This is a genomic window from Ornithinimicrobium flavum, assembly GCF_004526345.1.
Lineage (GTDB): Bacteria > Actinomycetota > Actinomycetes > Actinomycetales > Dermatophilaceae > Ornithinicoccus > Ornithinicoccus flavus.
On sequence record NZ_CP038213.1, the window covers coordinates 107,229 to 123,814 of the forward strand.

Below are 16,586 nucleotides of genomic sequence, written 5' to 3' on the forward strand. Positions count from 1 at the left end.
ATGCGGCGGGCCGCGGCCGCAGGGACCCTGCAGCGTCGCTCAGGGACCTGTCGTCCGGCCGGGGTCGGTCAGGCCTGGTGAGCTGTCATCGGTGTGCTGTTCGACAACCTCCTGGGTCTCTGCGTCGGCGGGCGTTCCCCTGGGCTCGACCGCATGTCCGCCGCCTTCAGGCGCGTCGGTAGTTGTGCCCCCGCCACCACCCCCGGGGGTCGGGTCCTCGGCCATGATCGGTGCCAGACCGTCCGCCGCTTTGCCCGCTACGGAGTCCAGCAACCGCTCTGTGAAGCCAAACAAGAAGGCTGCCGCCAACGTCGCCATGCTTGCGCTCTCAGCGCCAAAGTGCACGTCCTTGAAGACGTCTCCCAGAACCTCCCACGTCCGCATGGCGTCGACCAGCAGGACCCCTGCGAAGCCCGACAGTCCTCCGACCACCGGCGTGAGCATGAGGACGGCCCAGTGGTACTTCTGACCCTCGTCAGTCGACGACGCAAAGAAAGAGATCATTCGGCTCACGACCGCCCCGAGCACACCGAAGGCGACCAGTGCGGGGTTGCCGAAAAGGACGACGAGGAGAATAAGAAGCAGGGCACCTGCCGTGCTGAGGGCCTGGCTCTTCCGGAGGCGGCGCAGCAACAACCTGGTCTCGATCGCCGTGTTGGAGGCCTGCTCCCTGCTGATCTCGAGGAGAACCTCGCGGAGGGCCCGGCTCTTTGGGTCGGTGAGCTCGGTCGCCTCGAGATACGTGTCGACCGGAGGGGTGAGCTTGTCCCTGACGGCGGCCGCCGCCCAGATGAGAGCGGGCCCAGAGAGGTTGTCCAGCTCATTCTTTCGGAACGACACGGTGCTGTCGCGCAGCAGGAGCAGCGCTCGGTAGAAGCGCTGCTCCTTCTCCTGCGCGGAACCTCCGTCAACGTCAAGATCGTCGATGGTGCCCTCGTCGAGTCCTGCAATGGCGAGACCGGAGCGGTGCAGGCTCTTGAGTTCCTCGATCAGCACCCGCCGCATCGGGGCGAGCAGCATCTTCTCCATCACCTGTCTGATCAGCCACAGGAAGGCGAGGACGCTCAGCACGACCAGGAGAGTGTTACGGAGCCGCTCGACGTCGAAAAAATCTAAGAAGCCTTGATGGGACGCCCTCCACCACCCCGGCTCCGGCGACGCCCCCCGCAGCGAGAGTGGACCGAACCCGAGAATGAATGCCGCAGCCATGCGCCTTCCCCCGTTCGATGGAGATAGCTGGAAGCCGTCTCCACGATGATCCCGCTGTATCGGTTCGGGGGCAATACGCAATGTCAGTTTTCGTCAGGCGGTTCGCCGACCGGGTAGGTCACACTGGCTTTGGGCTCGCGCTGGGTCGTGGACGGGCTAGCTCACCAAGCAGGCGCAGCATGCTCTCGTCGAGTGATCTCCGGTGGCACCTGCTCAGCGACGGGAGTAGTCGTCCTCTAACCGCTCGATGTCGTCCTCGTCGAAGCGGCCGAAGCCCAGTTCGAGCACCACGGCCTCCTGCTCGCCCGGGTTGCCCATCCGGTGAACGGCACCGCGGGGCACCCACACGAGATCCCCCACCTGTGCCACCCAGGAGCGACCGTCGACCGTGACGTCCAGCGGGCCGGCCAGGACGTGCCACAGCTCGGCACGGTGCTCGTGCCGCTGCAGGGAGAGGCGCTGACCCGGGTCGACGGTGATGGTCTTGACCGTCGTCGGCTCGTGGCGCGTGAACTGCCGGAACCGGCCCCACGGGCGCTCGACGACGAAGACGTCCTCTCGCCGGTCACGCTCCGGCGCACGCTCGTTCATGGGGCCACCCTCCTGGCTCACGGGGAAAGACGTCGAACACCACGGACTCCCTGCTGCCGGGCGACGCGGGTCCATGATGCCACCAGGGGCAGCTCCGTTCACCACGGACCGTTCGGGCCCCTCCTGACATCGGCACCATTCGCATGTCCCGGGACACCGGCCTGCCACAGTCCATTCGGTCGTACCGTGGATGCATAGGATCGGGACGTGCCCCCCGCTGACCCGACCGTCGAGGTCCCCGTGTGGGTGCGGGCCGCCTTCGGGCACGCGGTGGTCCAGCACCTCGCCGACGAGATCGGCGTCGACGTGCTCCACCTGAAAGGAGCCGCGACCGACCTGGACCTGCGTACCCGTCCCGAGGGCGGTAGCGACGCGGACGTCCTGGTCCGCCCCGCCCACATGCCCGGGCTGCTGGCGGCGATGAGCGCCCATGGGTGGAGCCGGTACAGCGTCTTCGAGACCGGCAGCGCCTTTGAGCACGCCACGACCGTGCAGCACCCCGACTTCGTCTACGCCGACCTCCACCGGATCGTGCCCGGTTTCGACGCGGACCCGGAGGCAGCCTTCGAGACGCTGTGGAATCGCCGGGAGCAACGGGAGATCGCCGGTCACCCTTGCTGGGTGCCCGACAGGGCCGGGCAGGTGCTGGTGCGCGTCTTCAACGAGACCCGCAGCGGCAGACGCCGCCGCTGGACGGGCGAGGAGATCGACGCACTCCTCCCCGACGGTCACGACCTGCCGGGCCTGGTCGACGCGCTGGACGCGCACGTCGCCATGGGTGCGGCGATGGGGGAGCTGGAACGCTACCGGGGGCGACGTACCTATTGGCTGTGGAAGATCCAGGTGGAGGACTCCACACGGGTGCAGGAGTGGCTGGCCCGGATGCGCGCGGCCGGGACGGTGCGGGGTGCTCTGCGGGTGGCGCTGCGTGCGCCGCTGGTCAACGTGGATCGGCTGAGCCACCAGCTGGGGCATCCGCCGAGCCGGGCCGAGGTCGCCCGCGAGTTCGTCGCGCGGCCGGCTCGGGGCGTCCGGGAGGAGTGGGCGCGGTGGAGGTCGAGGTGAACCGTGGGTATGCGCGGCCGGCGACCGTCGCGCGCGTCGACGGCGGGCAGGCACCGACGTCCGACCTCTACCTCGCGCGGCTGCCCGAGGGGCCGATCGTCGTGCTGGGCGGGCCTGCTGCCGCGCTCTACCGCGCGGCCGAGACGGGGGAGGACCCGGTGCCGGCGCTCGCGGTGGCGTTGGAGGTCGAGGACGAGGAGATCGACAGGGAGGGCGTGGAGGATCTGCTGGCCGAGTGGGTGGGCCAAGGACTGCTCAGCGGGGGCTGAGTAGCTGCAGGCCCGCGCTCCTTGGCGCAGCCTGCCGTCAGCTGCCTCGGCGGCTTGCGGTCGTCGCCTGCTCGTCGGAGCCCGGGTCGACCTGCTCGTCAGCCGCAGGAGCCACGACCGCCGGTTGCCACGCGGCACGGGTCTCGTTGCGGGTCTTCCGCTCCTCCGCCGCGCGGGTGGCGTTGGGGAACTGCTTCTCCACGCGCTTGGTGCGCCGGGCGCGGGTCACGGTGTTGCCGCGGCTGCGCCCTCGGCGCCGCCGGCCCCCGCCGTCCCCTCCACTGTCGCGGCCGGTCCCGTTACGGGAGGCGCGCGTCTCGCCATACTCCGAGGTCTGGGTGCCGCCGCCGTAGTAGTAGTAGGCGGTGGGTGCGGCCGGCGCCTTGGTGAGGACGAAGCCGCCGAGCTCGACGTCGGCGGTGCCCAGGACGCGCATCGCCTCGGCGAGGTGGCGCTTGCGGGTGGTGCCGGAGGCGACGACCATGATCGAGCCGCTGGTGAGCCGGCTGACGACGAGGGCGTCGGTGACGGGGAGCACGGGCGGGGTGTCGACGAGGATGAAGTCGAACTGCTCGGTGAGCTGGTGGAAGAGCGTGCGCATCGCGCCGGAGCCGAGCAGCTCGCTGGGGTTGGGCGGCACCTCACCGGCGGCGAGGATGTGCAGGTTGGTCCCGGCCCACTGCTGGATGACGTCGTCAGGCTCGGCCGCGCCGACCAGCACGGTCGTGAGTCCGACGGCGCTCTCCAGGCCAAGGGTCTTGGCCACGGTGGGGTGGCGCAGGTCGGCGTCGATGACGAGCACCTTCAGGCCGGAGTCGGCCAGCGAGAGGCCCAGGTTGACCGTCGTCGTGGTCTTGCCCTCACCCGGCAGGGAGGAGGTGAGCAGGAAGGAGTGGCCGCCGGTCGTGACGTCCACGAAGAGCATGTTGGTGCGCAGCTGGCGAACGGCCTCGGCCTGCGCGCCGAAGGGGTCGCTCTCGACGTAGAGCTCGTGGCCGGCCTCGCTCTTGTCCGTGACGGGGATGGAGGCCAGTAGCGGGCGGTCGGAGAGCGAGGCGATGTCGCGCTGCGTGCGCACCCGGTTGTCGACGTTGTGGCGCAGCACCGCGAAGGCGATGCCGAGCAGCAGTCCGGCCAGGGCGCCGAGCAGCAGGTTGGTGACGATGTCGGGCTCGACGGGCGAGCCGGGGGTGCCTGCCGGGGCGATGACCTGGGCCTCGACGGTCTGACCGCTGATGGCCAGGGACGGGGCGAAGTTGCGGGCCACGGCCGCCAGCTCCTGCGGGACGGCGGTCGCGATCTGCTGGGCACCCTGCGGGGTGTCGGAGCGGGCGGTGACGTCCATGAGGTTGGTGTCGCCCGAGGTGCTGGCGCTGACGTCGATTGGGGTGCCGGCCGGCAGGCCCAGCTGCTCGCGGACCGCGTCGAGGACGACCGGTGAGCTGGCGACCTGGACGAGGGTCTCCTTCTCCGAGCCGGGCATGTTGTAGGCGTTGCCGGAGCCGCCCTCGCCGCTGGCGAGCAGGTAGACCCGGGTGCTCGACTGGTAGACCAGCGGGGTCTGCATGGTGACGATCGCCGTGGTCGACACCACGATGAGCAGGGTCGCCACGATGATCCGCCACCGCTGCTGCAGTGCCGAGAGGAAGTCTGAGATGGTCACGGTCGCTCTCCCCTGCCAGAGATCTGTCCCTGGCCACTCTACTGGGTGGTAGCGCACGGCATACCGGACAAGACCGCGGCACCGGAACGGTGCGACACTGCTGGGATAGCGTGCTGGCGTCCGTGAGGCGTCGAGAGAGGCAGGTATGGGGTCGGAGGATCGGGTGCCGGTGGCGATCGCCCACGACTACCTGACGCAGCGGGGGGGCGCGGAGCGGGTGGTCCTCGCGCTGAGCCGGGCCTACCCGGAGGCGCCGATCTACACCACCCTCTACAACCCGGACGCGACCTACCCGGACTTCCGGGAGCGCACGGTCATCACCAGCGGGATCAACAAGTGGCCCGGCCTGAGGTCGGACCACCGCCGGGCCCTGCCCGTGCTCGCCCCCGCCTCGAGCGGCATCCGGATCGACGCGGACGTGACGATCGCGTCCAGCAGCGGCTGGGCGCACGGCTTCTACACGACGGGCAAGCTGCTGGTCTACTGCCACAACCCGGCGCGCTGGCTCTACCAGACCGAGGACTACCTGGGCGACGCCGGCAGGCTGTCGCTCAAGCGGCTGGCGGTGACGGCGCTCGGCCCCGCGCTGCGCGGATGGGACCGGGAGGCGGCCCGGCAGGCCGACCGCTACCTCGCCAACTCGTCGGTCGTGCGGCAACGGATCATGAGCGCCTACGGCATCACCGCGCCGGTGCTCTTCCCGCCGCCCGGCCTGTCGACGGCCGGGGACGAGCACCCGCATCCCGAGCTGGAGGAGTGGGCCGGGGACAGTTTCTGGCTGGTGGTGTCGCGGCTGCTGCCCTACAAGAACGTCGACGTGGCGATCGAGGCCTTCCGCGGCACCGACCAGCGGCTCGTCATCGTCGGCAACGGCCCGGAGCGGGAGCGGCTCGTGGCCGAGGCGCCGGAGAACGTCCGGATCGTCTCCGACGTCCCCGACGGCGAGCTGCGCTGGATCTACGCCCACGCCACGGGTCTGCTGGCCCCCAGCCACGAGGACTTCGGCCTGACGCCGCTGGAGGCCAACGCCCGTGGCCTCCCCGTCGTGGCGCTGCGGGCGGGCGGCTACCTCGACACGGTCGACGACGGTCTGAGCGGCATCTTCTTCGGCGAGGTGACCCCCGAGGCCATCCGCGCGGCGGTGCAGGAGGCATCCGCCCGGGACTGGGACGCCGAGGCGATCCAGGCGCACGCCGCGACCTTCGACGAACCGAGCTTCATCGAGAAGATTCGGTCCGAGGTGGACAGCCTGCTCGACAGCGGCAAGCCGTTGGGGTCCGGCCGTTCCCGCTGAGGCCGGGCTCGCGCAGGATCGCTCGCCCTCACGGCAAGTAGGCTGGAGCGCATGCGCGTCCTGCGGGTCTTCCACAGCGGCGTCGTGACAGCGTGGCGGGCCCGTGAGGGGGAGCTCCGCCGGCAGGGGCACGACGTCACGCTGCTCTCCGCCGCGCGCTGGAACGAGGGCGGCTCGGTGGTCACCCTCACGCCCGACCCGTCCGAGCCCGACCGCTCGGTCGAGCCGGTGGCCACCGTCGGCAAACACCCGGCCCTCTTCGCCTACGACGCACGGCCGCTGTGGCGGGCGCTGGGCCGGCGCTGGGACGTCATCGACCTGCACGAGGAGCCTTTCGCGGTCGCCACCCTGGAGGCGCTGGTCCTGCGAGCCTTGCGTCGCAATCCCGCTCCCTACGCCCTCTACTCGGCGCAGAACCTCCACAAGCGCTACCCGATCCCCTTCCGCTGGTGGGAGCGCTGGGCGCTGCGGCACGCGCGCGCCCTCATCGTCTGCAACACCGAGGCCGGTGAGATCTGCCGGCGCAAGGGCTTCCCCGGGGTGCCCGACGTCATCCCGCTGGGGGTCGACGTCGAGCGGTTCTCCCCGGCCGACCGGCAGCCCCCGGCCGCCGACGCTCCGGTGCAGGTCGGGTATGTCGGGCGTCTCGCCCCGCACAAGGGGGTCGACGTGCTGCTCGACGCCGCGGCAACCCAGCATGAACTGGAGCTGACCGTCGTCGGTGCCGGGCCCCAGGAGGACGAGCTGAGGGGGCGGGCCGACGTGCCTGGTCTTAGCGAACGGGTGCGCTTTGCGGGCTCCGCCACCCCGGAGCAGCTGCCAGGTCTGCTGCGGGAGATGGACGTGCTCGCCGTGCCGTCGCGGACCACGCCAGGGTGGGTCGAGCAGTTCGGCCGGGTGGTCGTCGAGGCGATGGCTGCCGGGGTCCCGGTCGTGGCGAGCGACAGCGGTGCGCTGCCCGAGGTCGTCGGGGAGGCGGGCCTGCTGGTGCCCGAGGGTGACCCGGTGGCACTGGGGGAGGCGCTGCAGCGCGTATGCCGTGAGCCCGGCCTCTGGGAGCGCCTGCGTCAGGCGGGGCTGGAGCGGGCCCAGGAGTGCTCGTGGGAGGAGGTGGCCCGACGCTACGACGAGGTCTACCGCCGGATGACGCACTCGACCCGCAGCGAGGTCGCGGACACGACCGACCCGGAGGTGGTGGTCGTGGCCTACGGCTCGCCCGAGCTGCTCCGCTCGGCGCTGGAGCCGGTCCGGGAGCTCCCGGTCACGGTCGTGGACAACTCTTCCATGACCGAGATCCGCGACCTGTGCGCCGAGCTGGGGGTCCGCTACCTCGACCCGGGGTGGAACGGCGGCTTCGCCGCCGGCGTGAACCACGCCCTGGCCCACCGGCAGACCCCCGGCACCGACGTGCTCCTGCTCAACCCCGACGCGATCGTCGACGTCGACGGTGTGCGCCAGCTCTACCGAGCCCTGCGTGCGGACCCCGACCTGGCCAGCGTCGCACCGGCTCAGGTCGACGCTGACGCCCAGCCGTCGAGGGTCGCCTGGCCCTTCCCCACCCCGGTGCGGTCCTGGATCGAGGCCAAAGGCCTGGGCCGGCTCAACGACCGGCATGAGGACTACGTCATCGGGTCAGTGCTGCTGCTGCGGACCGAGGCGCTTGAGCAGGTCGGCGGTTTCGACGAGGACTTCTTCCTCTACGCAGAGGAGACAGACTGGGCCAAGCGGGCCTCGCTCATGGGCTGGCATCACCGGCTGGTGCCCGAGGTGACTGCTGTGCACGTCGGAGCTGCCACCTCGACTGACCCGCAGCGTCGGGAGGTTCACTTCCACGCCGGGCAGGAGCGGTACTTCCGCAAGCATTTCGGCGCGGTCGGTTGGCAGTACGCGCGGATCGGCCAGTTGATCGGCGCGGTGGCCCGGGCGGCGGTGCTGCGAGGAGTCCGTGGTCAGCGCGCCCGATCGCGGGCAGAGTTGCTGATCCGAGGCCCGCGCACTGTCGAGACTGCCCGCTTCCCTCGACCCCGAGACACCAATCTGATGGGAGCCGCGGGATGACCCCGGAACGTTGGGATCGGCTCCGGGGCCCAGCACTGGTGCTGCTCGCCGGTGCAGCGACCGCGCTCGCGGTCCTGGTGGGGTACGCCATTCCGGACATGCCCCTCCTCGTCGTCGGCGGAGTGGTGTTCCTGCTCCTCGCAGTCGTGGCGCTCACCCAGCCTGTCCTGCTGCCCCTCCTGGCCATGCCCCTCATCGTGGTCGTCCTCCGCTTCGGTGCGGGTCCCGTCGACATGACCATCGCCGACTGGATCTTGGCCCTCGCGTTCTGGCCTGCTGTCTTCTTCGCGCCTCGTCCCTTCAGTCCCGAGTTGCGCAAGCTCCTCTGGCTCAACGCGATCTACCAGGCCGCCACTCTCTTCACAGTGATCGCCAACCCCTTCGTCGCCAATGGCGTGGAGTGGTTCCACGCGTGGCTGCTCGTCTCCGGCGCGCTGGTCGTCGGGTGGGCTGTGGGAGCGACGGGGCACGCTCGTCTGGGAGTTTCGCTCTTCCTTCTGGCTTGTGTGGCCCTCGCCCTTCCGACCATCGCCGAAGGGCTGCTGGGCTACGCACGGGGTAACTTCAGCGCCGTCTACCCGAGTTGGCCCTGGGGGATGCATAAGAACTTCATGGGCAACCTGATGGGGATCGCGGCGCTGATCCTCTATGCCCGCCCGACCTGGCTGGGGTGGACGAAGCGGTGGGCCGTGCCTGCTCTGGTCGTCGTGGTCACCGCGTTGGCCGTCACGCAGTCCCGGCAGGCACTCGTCGGATTGGCTGTTGGGCTCCTTGTGGTGTCATTTCGCAGGCACGCCGAACGGCGACGTGGCGTCGTGGCCCTCATCGTGGTGGCACCGATCATCTATCTCGTGCTCACCATGGCACGAGACCAGATCGCCTCGGGCAACGTACACAACTCCTGGTTCCAGCGACTTGAGTGGTACACCGAGTCCTTCCGCATCTGGCTAGATGCACCATTCTTCGGACATGGGCTTCGATATTGGACTCAGGCCGACGCACCAGGGTTTTTCCAGCCACCGAACGCCTTCCTTGAGGTGATGGCCTCGGCCGGTCTTATCGGTCTGTTTGGATTCCTGGTGCTGTGGGTCGGTGCGATTGCTGTCCTGTATAGAGCCGACCCCGCGTTCGGGACCTTGGCCCTGGCGCTGGGACTCTCCCGGCTGGCACAGGCGCAGCTGGACCTCTTCTGGGTGTCCATCTCCGTCTCTGCGCCATTCTTGCTCATCGGCGTGCTGCTGGGACTCGCCGCTCATACCGCCAGGGAGTCTGTGCCCGAGCGCCGTAGAGAGCCAATGGTCACACGGTGAAGGTGCGTCATCTTGTGCTGACGTCAGCCTTCGCCGGCGTCGAGCGTCACGTCGCCGTCCTCGCAAATGAGCAAGCGCGGATGGGTCACACTGTCGAGGTGTTGGGCGGGGACCCAGCGGCCATGCGGTTACGCCTGCATCGAGGTGTCAAGCGAAGCGCGGCCTCCGGCTTGCCGGCGACCGCGCTTCGCTTCGTGCTGGCCTCCCCCGTGGACCTCGTCCACGCGCACATGACTGCGGCCGAGGCCGCGGCGCTGCCGACCCGCGCCCTCCGCGGGACGCCCGTGGTTGCCACGAGACATTTCGCCGCGCCGCGGGGCTCTGGCATGAAGGGTCGGCTGGTCCGCTCGCTGCTGGGTCCGCGGGTGGACGCCCAGATCTCTATCAGCTGCTATGTCGCAGGAGCGATCGACGGTGCCTCCACTGTGGTCTACCCCGGGGTCGAGGCTGTGGCCACACAAGACGTAGCTCGTCGCCCCGTGGTTCTCGTCGTGCAGCGGCTACAGCCGGAGAAGCGGACGGACATTGCCTTGCGGGCTTTTGCAGCCGGTGCTCCGGAGGGTTGGTGCCTCGAGGTGGTGGGGCAGGGACCCGAGTTGGCCGGACTGCAACGAGCGGCAGCCGACCTGGGGATTGCGGAGCGCACCACCTTCCTCGGCTTTCGTGATGACGTCGCCCAGCTCATGCGCTCGTCGGCTGTGCTCATCGCGCCCTGCGACATCGAGGGCCTGGGCCTCAGCGTGCTCGAAGCCATGGCCCAGGGTCTGCCCGTCCTGGCCAGTGACGCGGGCGCCCACCCCGAGACCGTCGGACGAGCAACTGAGGCTCAACTCTTCCGGCCGGGTGCGGTCGCCGAGGCGGGGGCGATGTTGGCTCGGCTGTGCGAGGACGCTGACCTGCGGGCACGGTATGGGGAGCAGCTCCAGACGGTCCAGCGGACGACCTTCACCCCCCGCGCCCAGGCGGAGGGCACGGAGGCGGTCTATCAGGAGGTACTGGGATGACCGACCTGGTCGTGATCTCCCTGGAGCCCTGGGACGAGGTGTGGCGCAGGAACCAGCACCTTGTGGCCGGGCTGCTCCGGTCGGGAGAGGTCCGGCGTGCCCTCTTCGTCGAGCCCCCGGTCGACGTCCTGCATGATCTGCGGAGCCGGAGACGACCCACGTCCACGGGGATGCGCAGCGTCGATCTCGAGGGCGCCGAGGGCAGGCTGTGGGCACTCCGACCTCAGAAGACGCTCCCTCGCCGGGTCGATCCTGCGGGGGACCGCCGGCGTGCCCGCACCGTGGTCCGGACCGCGCAGCGCCTCGACCTGAGGGACCCCGTGCTCTGGGTGAACGACCCCGGTGGCTGGGAGGTGCTGGCGGCGTCCGGTTGGCCCGCCCTCTACGACATCACCGACGACTGGCTGGTCGCGGACCGCCCCGAGCCCGAGTTGGCCCGTCTCCGGCGGCAGGAGACCTCACTCTTCGCCGACTGCCGAGAAGTCGTGGTCTGCTCCGAGGGTCTGGTGCGGACGAAGTCCCAGCATCGGGACGTGGCGCTGATCCCCAACGCCGTTGACGTCGGCCCTTACCGGTCACGACAGCCTCGACCGGCAGACCTGGGTGAGGGGCCGGTCGCCCTCTATCTCGGCACGGCACACCGTGACCGCGTCGATGTGGACCTGCTCGTCAGGACAGCGCTCCACCTGGGTCGTGCCGTCGGTGGCACCGTGGTGCTCGCCGGCCCTGCCCCTCTGCCGCGTGACGACCTCGTGCGCCTGCAGGCCGCCGGTGTGCGCGTCCTCGGCCCCCGCCCCAGCAACATGGTCCCGGCATACCTGCAGCACGCCGACGTCCTCATCGTGCCGCACGTCCTGACCGAGTTCACCGCGTCCCTCGACCCCATCAAGGCGTACGAGTACCGGGCGGCGCGTCGCCCGGTGGTGTCCACCCCGGTGCCCGGTTTCGAAAGCGGAACGGACCCCCTCGTCACCGCGGTCGGAGCGGAGGAGTTCCCGGAGGCCGTCGCGGTGGCGGCTGGGCGGTCGACCCCATGGTCGCCCGACATTCCCCACGACATACCGACCTGGTCGCAGAGGGTCCAGCAGATGGCCGGCGTCCTCGAGCGAGTGCAGGCGGCCCACCCATGACCGAGGCTCAGCGGGTCACCTTCGTCTCGCACACGAACAAGCCGGGCGGCGGCGAGCTCGCCCTGCGACGCTACCTCGGGGCGACGACTCTCCCGGTGCGGCTGGTGGCGTTGGAGGGTGAAGGCGTGTGGGCTGGTCTCACGGCGGACGTGGTGGCGGTCAAGGGTGTTCGTGGTCTGGCGCGAGCCCTCCGGGGCGAGAAGTTGGTCGTCGCCAACTCCATGCGCTCCGCCTTCCTCACCGCACTGGTGCTGCCTCGCCAGGCACGTCTCGTCTACTGGGTGCGCGACGGCCTGACGGACAGCGCGATGTCGAGACTGGGCCTGACCCTCACTGGGGTGGTCACGGCCAGACGGGTGAGCCACTATCTCGCCAACTCCCGCTGGACCGCGAGGACCGTGGAGCAGGTGCTCCGGGTGGAACCTGACCAGATCGCCGTGGTGCCCAGCATGAGCGGGGTCAGGGCCGCGGCACTCGGACCTCCTCGGATCCAACCTCATACCCCGCTACGGCTGCTGTACCTCGGTCGGATCGCGGCCTGGAAAGCCCCGGACGTGGCCGTCCGAGCGCTGCCCGAGCTGCAGAGACTTGGTATCGAGGCGAGGTTGACGATCGCTGGTGGTGCGCACTTTGGGGAGGACACCTACTGGCGGGAACTGCAACTTCTGGTGGATGCGGAGCCGGGCGCCACATTGGTAGGGCACGTGGATGACGTGCCTTCCTTGCTGCGAGATCACGACGTCCTCGTCCACTGCTCGACCACGCCAGAACCGTTCGGCCAGGTCATCGTCCAGGGACTGGCATCGGGGATGCCCGTGGTGGCCACCAACCACGGGGGGCCGGTCGAGATCCTGCGGGATGCACCAGCATGCCTGCTCTATCCGCCGGGTGACCACTCTGGCTTAGCCCGCGTCGTGGAGGGTGCGGTCGCCAGCTACGCGGAGGTGAGTGCGTGGGGTCATGAGCGGGCCGCCTCATTCGACGACGACCTGCTCAGGGAGCAGCTGGACCGGACCCTCATCGCTCTAACCATGTGAGATGCCCTGTTACCGTTGAGCACATGGGGCGCCCTGGTCTGCCGTTGTCGGTCGTAGTGTGACCTACGAACGCCCGGCGTTTCTCGAGCGGTGCCTCGCATCCCTGGCGAGTGAAGGATCATCGATCGATCAGGTCGTGGTCGTCGACGCTTCCGCACGGCGCCCCAGGAGGATGCGCTCAGGACTCTGCCAACAGCGATCTACATCCATGCCCCCGAGCTCGCCGGCCACATGACGAAGTCGCGAAACCGCGCACTGCACCACGTGGTAGGAGACGTGGTGTCCTTCATCGACGACGATGTGGTGGTACGCAGCGGCTGGGCTGACGCAGTCCGTCAAAGCCTTCGAGGACGAGAATATTGACGCGCTTGCGGGACGGACCCTCAACGGATCCCGGTGAGGATTGCCTGATGAACCGATCGGGACCCTGACGGCGGACGGCCGTCTCACCGCTGGGTTCGGCGCGGCAACTGAGGGGCGGGTTCCCGTTACCCACGGGATCGGGGCCAACATGTCGTTCACTCGCCAGGTGCTGCAGCGCCTGGGCGGTTTCCGGGACGACTACCCCGGCACAGCCCTTCGTGAGGACACCGACATCTTCCTCCGGATCGCTCGACTCGGCGGAAGCTGTGCTCTACGACCCGGCTGCTTGCGGTGGACCACCTCCCGGCACCCCATGTTCATGGCAGACGGTTCGACACCCGGTACAAGTTGTACGGGCGACGGAATCACATGGTGCTGCTCGCCCGACACTCAGGTGCAGCATCGCCACTCCTGAGGCGGTGGATCGCTGGCCAGTATCGGGACGTCGGCGGGGTCTCCGGCCTGCGGCGACGGGCAGAACGCTTTGGTGTCACGACACTAGGCGTAGCGTGGGGCGCATTGGCAGTACTACGGGACGTCGCAGCCAGACCGGCCCAACCGGAGCGGCACGACGAGAGTGGCGAGGCAGTCCGGGCCTCGCTTGAGCAGGGGAGGTCCTGAAACGGCATGCAGCCGCGGGCTGGATATCATCTCAGCCATCAGGACTCCCCCCAGGGTAGAACGGCTCGTGAGGACGATCCTGGACCGAAGCCCCGAGTCGCGGGTTCTCGTCGCGCACGACGATCGGCAGGCCCCCGCTCCACACTTGGCCGACCACCGCGCTCGGGTGTGGATCCATGGGCAGAAGACGGACTGGGGGTCGTGGGCGTTGGTGGCTGTGACGCTGGAGGGCATCCGCCGCTTAAGGGAGTGGATCGACCCGGACGTGACCATCCTCGCCTCCGGCCAGGACTACGTGTGCGGTGACTTGAACGCATGGCATCGTCGGTTCGTCGCGGGGGGTGGGGGATGGGTCGGGTCCGCCTATCCGCTCGATTACGCGCCGAGGTGGGGGCGGACACGCGGCGTCGGAGATGACAACTGGACCCGATACCAGTACCGCTGGTTCGACGTTCCGTCGCTTTCCAGCCGGCTGCCCCCAGCAGCGCGTCCTCTGGCCCGACGCGTGAGAGACGCCATTTTTCTCCGAGCCGAACCTCTGATCGCCCACAGGGTGATGGCGCGCGCTGGTCGCCGTCTCATCGGAGTCCGACGAGTACATCCGCTCGACGGACGCACCATCTACAAGGGGCAGCAGATGCTTGCGCTGGACCGTCCGCTGTCGGATGTTGTGCTGTCCGAGACAGAAGGGCAGACTGGGCTGGTGCGGCACTACAAGCGCAGCGTGATCCCAGATGAATCACTGATCCAGACACTGCTCTCGTGGCAGACGCCACCGAGATCTGACATGGAGCTGACATTCATCGGCTGGGATGAAGCAAGTGATGGCTGTCGCTACCTTGACAGCGCGGATCTACCGGCACTGCTCGCATCTCCAGCCATCTTGTGTCGCAAAGTGTCCTCATCAACCGGCCAAGAGTTGTGTGACGCCCTGGACCGTGAATTCGATGCCGGATGAACGGGTCACGAGTTCGGGATGTCATCAGGGACGGTCTGTACTACGGGAACCGACCACGTAGGGCGCTCCGTCGAGCCGGTAGGTATGCGACCGCTGCGCTGAGACCCTCGAACTACCCGGCGGGCTTGGCGGTGCGCGCCTTCTGGTTCGATCAGTTCCCCAACTTCGGCGACGCGCTCACCCCATGGTTGCTCGCCAGGGCGGGCTTCATGCCTCGGTTGTCGACGGCTCGTGACGCACAGCTCATCGGCGTGGGCAGCCTGCTGGAGATGGTGCCACGAGACTACGCGGGGGCCGTGTGGGGGTCCGGCCTCCTGCAAGGTCGATCCGTGCCGCTACCTTACGCCAAGTACCTAGCGGTCAGGGGCGTGCTCACCATGGAGACGCAGGGGTTGGAGCGAGATATCGCGCTGGGAGACCCAGGGCTTCTGGTCTCAAAATTTCTGCCGAAACGTCGTCCCAGTGTCGAGCTCGGCATCATTCCCCACCACGCACAAAAGACCGCTAACATTTGGGAAGAGTTGCAGCAAGCTAGCCCAGGCTCACTACTCATCGACCCTGTCGGGTCGCCGACTAAAGTCATCGGAGAAATCTCGAGATGCAAGCGGATATTGACTTCTTCGCTGCACGGTCTCATCACCGCAGATGCCTACGGGATACCGGCCTCATGGGTCGAGTTGCCGACGCAGACGCTGGCCGGTGGCGCGTTCAAGTTTCGTGACTACGAGAGCGTGGTCCTGCCATCTCGCAACAGGCGGCTCGTCGCTGAGAGCGCCACTCAGGTGCTCGGTCAGATAGACGAGAAGGCCTCGACCGTGGACGCTGAGATTGTCAGGGATACCCAAGACCAACTGCTGAGGGCTCTCACTAATGCGCCGCACACCGTTTCACGGCCGTGGACGAGTTGGTAGTGATGTATCAACGCGGATCCGCGGAACTCTTGGACTACAGCGTTATCATCCCCAGTAGAGCTCGTCGCGACATGCTACTGGCGGCGTTGGAGAGTGTCTTCGCCCAGACCCTTCCCCCCAGCGAAGTCATCGTGGTCCTCGACGGCGATGTGGATGGGTCGGCTGACGCAGTCGCGGCCACCTATCCCGACGTGCGGATCATCGTTCACGCTGAACCTTTAGGGCCGGCCCAGTCCCGGACTGAGGGCCTCGCAGCCGCGAGGTCCGACTGGGTATGTCTGCTGGATGACGACGACATCTGGCACAGCGAAAAGCAGGAAGCGGCCCACCGCTATCTGGCGGAGAACCCCTCCTGTCAGGCCCTCCGTTCAGCCTTCTGGCAGTTCTCAGAGAAAGAAGCGGAGAGGGAGCTCAACGGTTTCGTCACCGAGATCTTTGCTCCGGGCGCTAGAGAGACCTTGGAGCAGCGAGCCATCTCCGCGACACCAGCAAATGACTTTGAGTACCTCGATATCGAAGGTGCAAGTCTCGAAGCCATGCTTCGAAAAAACTGCGGCGTTACGTCGTCCACGATGTTTCGAAGGGAGCTTCTCGAGCAGATTCCGGCTATCGCGCCGGAACTGCGAACCGCGGAGGACTGGCTGCTGTTCGTCTACATCTCTGCGTTGACCGAGTGGCACCTCGTCCCCGGACGTTGGTTCTTCTATCGGGTTCACAGTTCACAACTGACCACGACGAGGGACCCCGCGAAGTGGCGCCACAGAGTGAGTGCGTGGAGTCACGCGTGGGAGAACGCTGGGTCCCCTCGGGGATTCAGACTCACGGACTACTCGGATGAGTATGCGGCGGAGTCTCACCGCTGGCTTTGGGAGGCCATCAAGGATCATGAGTGGAAAGAGGCGTTGGAGATCTACCGCCGAACCGCAAGGTTCATCCCATCTAGAGGATTGCGGCGCTCCGCTCTTCTGCCGCCCCCTGTTCGCTGGCGGGCACGCAAATTTCTTCGCACCTCTGGGCGGATATGGGTCACGGGAATGTTCAAGAGTCGATGACGGGGCACAGGGCCCGAGACGGGCATGAGGGTGAGGGGGAAAGTATGGACC

General features: G+C 68.1%; 14 protein-coding genes. 11 read left to right on the forward strand and 3 right to left on the reverse strand.

The window, feature by feature from the left end:
* Positions 1-39: 39 nt before the first annotated feature.
* Both E3Z34_RS00535 and E3Z34_RS00540 read right to left on the reverse strand, forming a co-directional pair.
* Entirely contained in the window at positions 40-1,209 is a 1,170-nt protein-coding gene (locus E3Z34_RS00535; RefSeq protein ID WP_134772032.1) for a hypothetical protein, read from the reverse strand.
* A 213-nt stretch (positions 1,210-1,422) separates the two neighbouring features.
* A complete protein-coding gene (locus E3Z34_RS00540; protein WP_134772033.1) occupies positions 1,423-1,800 on the reverse strand; it encodes a phosphomannose isomerase type II C-terminal cupin domain in 378 nt (125 codons plus the stop codon).
* Between the two features lie 207 nt (positions 1,801-2,007).
* On the opposite strand from E3Z34_RS00540, the gene E3Z34_RS00545 reads away from it, so the two are divergent.
* Complete coding sequence (locus E3Z34_RS00545) at positions 2,008-2,865, forward strand: nucleotidyltransferase family protein (protein ID WP_134772034.1); 858 nt, start codon at positions 2,008-2,010, stop codon at positions 2,863-2,865.
* A complete protein-coding gene (locus tag E3Z34_RS00550) occupies positions 2,850-3,134 on the forward strand; it encodes a hypothetical protein (RefSeq protein ID WP_134772035.1) in 285 nt (94 codons plus the stop codon). Before E3Z34_RS00545 ends, E3Z34_RS00550 begins: the two co-directional genes overlap by 16 nt.
* A gap of 37 nt (positions 3,135-3,171) precedes the next feature.
* Here E3Z34_RS00550 and E3Z34_RS00555 read toward each other — a convergent pair whose 3' ends face one another.
* Positions 3,172-4,797 (reverse strand): tyrosine-protein kinase domain-containing protein, encoded by a 1,626-nt coding sequence (locus E3Z34_RS00555; protein ID WP_134772036.1) that lies wholly within the window; start codon positions 4,795-4,797, stop codon positions 3,172-3,174.
* Between the two features lie 145 nt (positions 4,798-4,942).
* On the opposite strand from E3Z34_RS00555, the gene E3Z34_RS00560 reads away from it, so the two are divergent.
* The 9 genes from E3Z34_RS00560 to E3Z34_RS00600 all read left to right on the forward strand — a co-directional run bounded on the left by E3Z34_RS00560 (position 4,943) and on the right by E3Z34_RS00600 (position 16,535).
* Positions 4,943-6,091, forward strand: coding sequence for a glycosyltransferase (locus tag E3Z34_RS00560; protein ID WP_134772037.1), 1,149 nt, complete (start codon positions 4,943-4,945; stop codon positions 6,089-6,091).
* A 51-nt stretch (positions 6,092-6,142) separates the two neighbouring features.
* Positions 6,143-8,149: a glycosyltransferase gene (locus tag E3Z34_RS00565; RefSeq protein ID WP_134772038.1), complete on the forward strand. Its 2,007-nt coding sequence runs from the start codon at positions 6,143-6,145 to the stop codon at positions 8,147-8,149.
* A 38-nt stretch (positions 8,150-8,187) separates the two neighbouring features.
* Positions 8,188-9,459 (forward strand): O-antigen ligase family protein, encoded by a 1,272-nt coding sequence (locus tag E3Z34_RS00570; RefSeq protein ID WP_158288553.1) that lies wholly within the window; start codon positions 8,188-8,190, stop codon positions 9,457-9,459.
* Positions 9,456-10,463, forward strand: a complete 1,008-nt coding sequence (locus tag E3Z34_RS00575) for a glycosyltransferase family 4 protein (RefSeq protein WP_134772040.1) — start codon at positions 9,456-9,458, stop codon at positions 10,461-10,463. Before E3Z34_RS00570 ends, E3Z34_RS00575 begins: the two co-directional genes overlap by 4 nt.
* Complete coding sequence (locus E3Z34_RS00580; protein WP_134772041.1) at positions 10,460-11,593, forward strand: glycosyltransferase; 1,134 nt, start codon at positions 10,460-10,462, stop codon at positions 11,591-11,593. Before E3Z34_RS00575 ends, E3Z34_RS00580 begins: the two co-directional genes overlap by 4 nt.
* Before the next feature lie 95 nt (positions 11,594-11,688).
* Positions 11,689-12,630 carry a glycosyltransferase gene (locus tag E3Z34_RS00585; protein ID WP_158288554.1) on the forward strand — a complete coding sequence of 314 codons (942 nt, stop codon included), beginning with the start codon at positions 11,689-11,691 and terminating at the stop codon, positions 12,628-12,630.
* A 1,051-nt stretch (positions 12,631-13,681) separates the two neighbouring features.
* Positions 13,682-14,572: a core-2/I-branching beta-1,6-N-acetylglucosaminyltransferase family protein gene (locus tag E3Z34_RS00590; RefSeq protein WP_158288555.1), complete on the forward strand. Its 891-nt coding sequence runs from the start codon at positions 13,682-13,684 to the stop codon at positions 14,570-14,572.
* Positions 14,573-14,703: 131 nt separating this feature from the next.
* Positions 14,704-15,483, forward strand: a complete 780-nt coding sequence (locus E3Z34_RS00595) for a polysaccharide pyruvyl transferase family protein (RefSeq protein ID WP_238695536.1) — start codon at positions 14,704-14,706, stop codon at positions 15,481-15,483.
* Positions 15,468-16,535: a glycosyltransferase family 2 protein gene (locus E3Z34_RS00600; protein ID WP_134772045.1), complete on the forward strand. Its 1,068-nt coding sequence runs from the start codon at positions 15,468-15,470 to the stop codon at positions 16,533-16,535. The genes E3Z34_RS00595 and E3Z34_RS00600 overlap by 16 nt, the downstream gene beginning before the upstream one ends.
* Positions 16,536-16,586 lie beyond the last annotated feature (51 nt).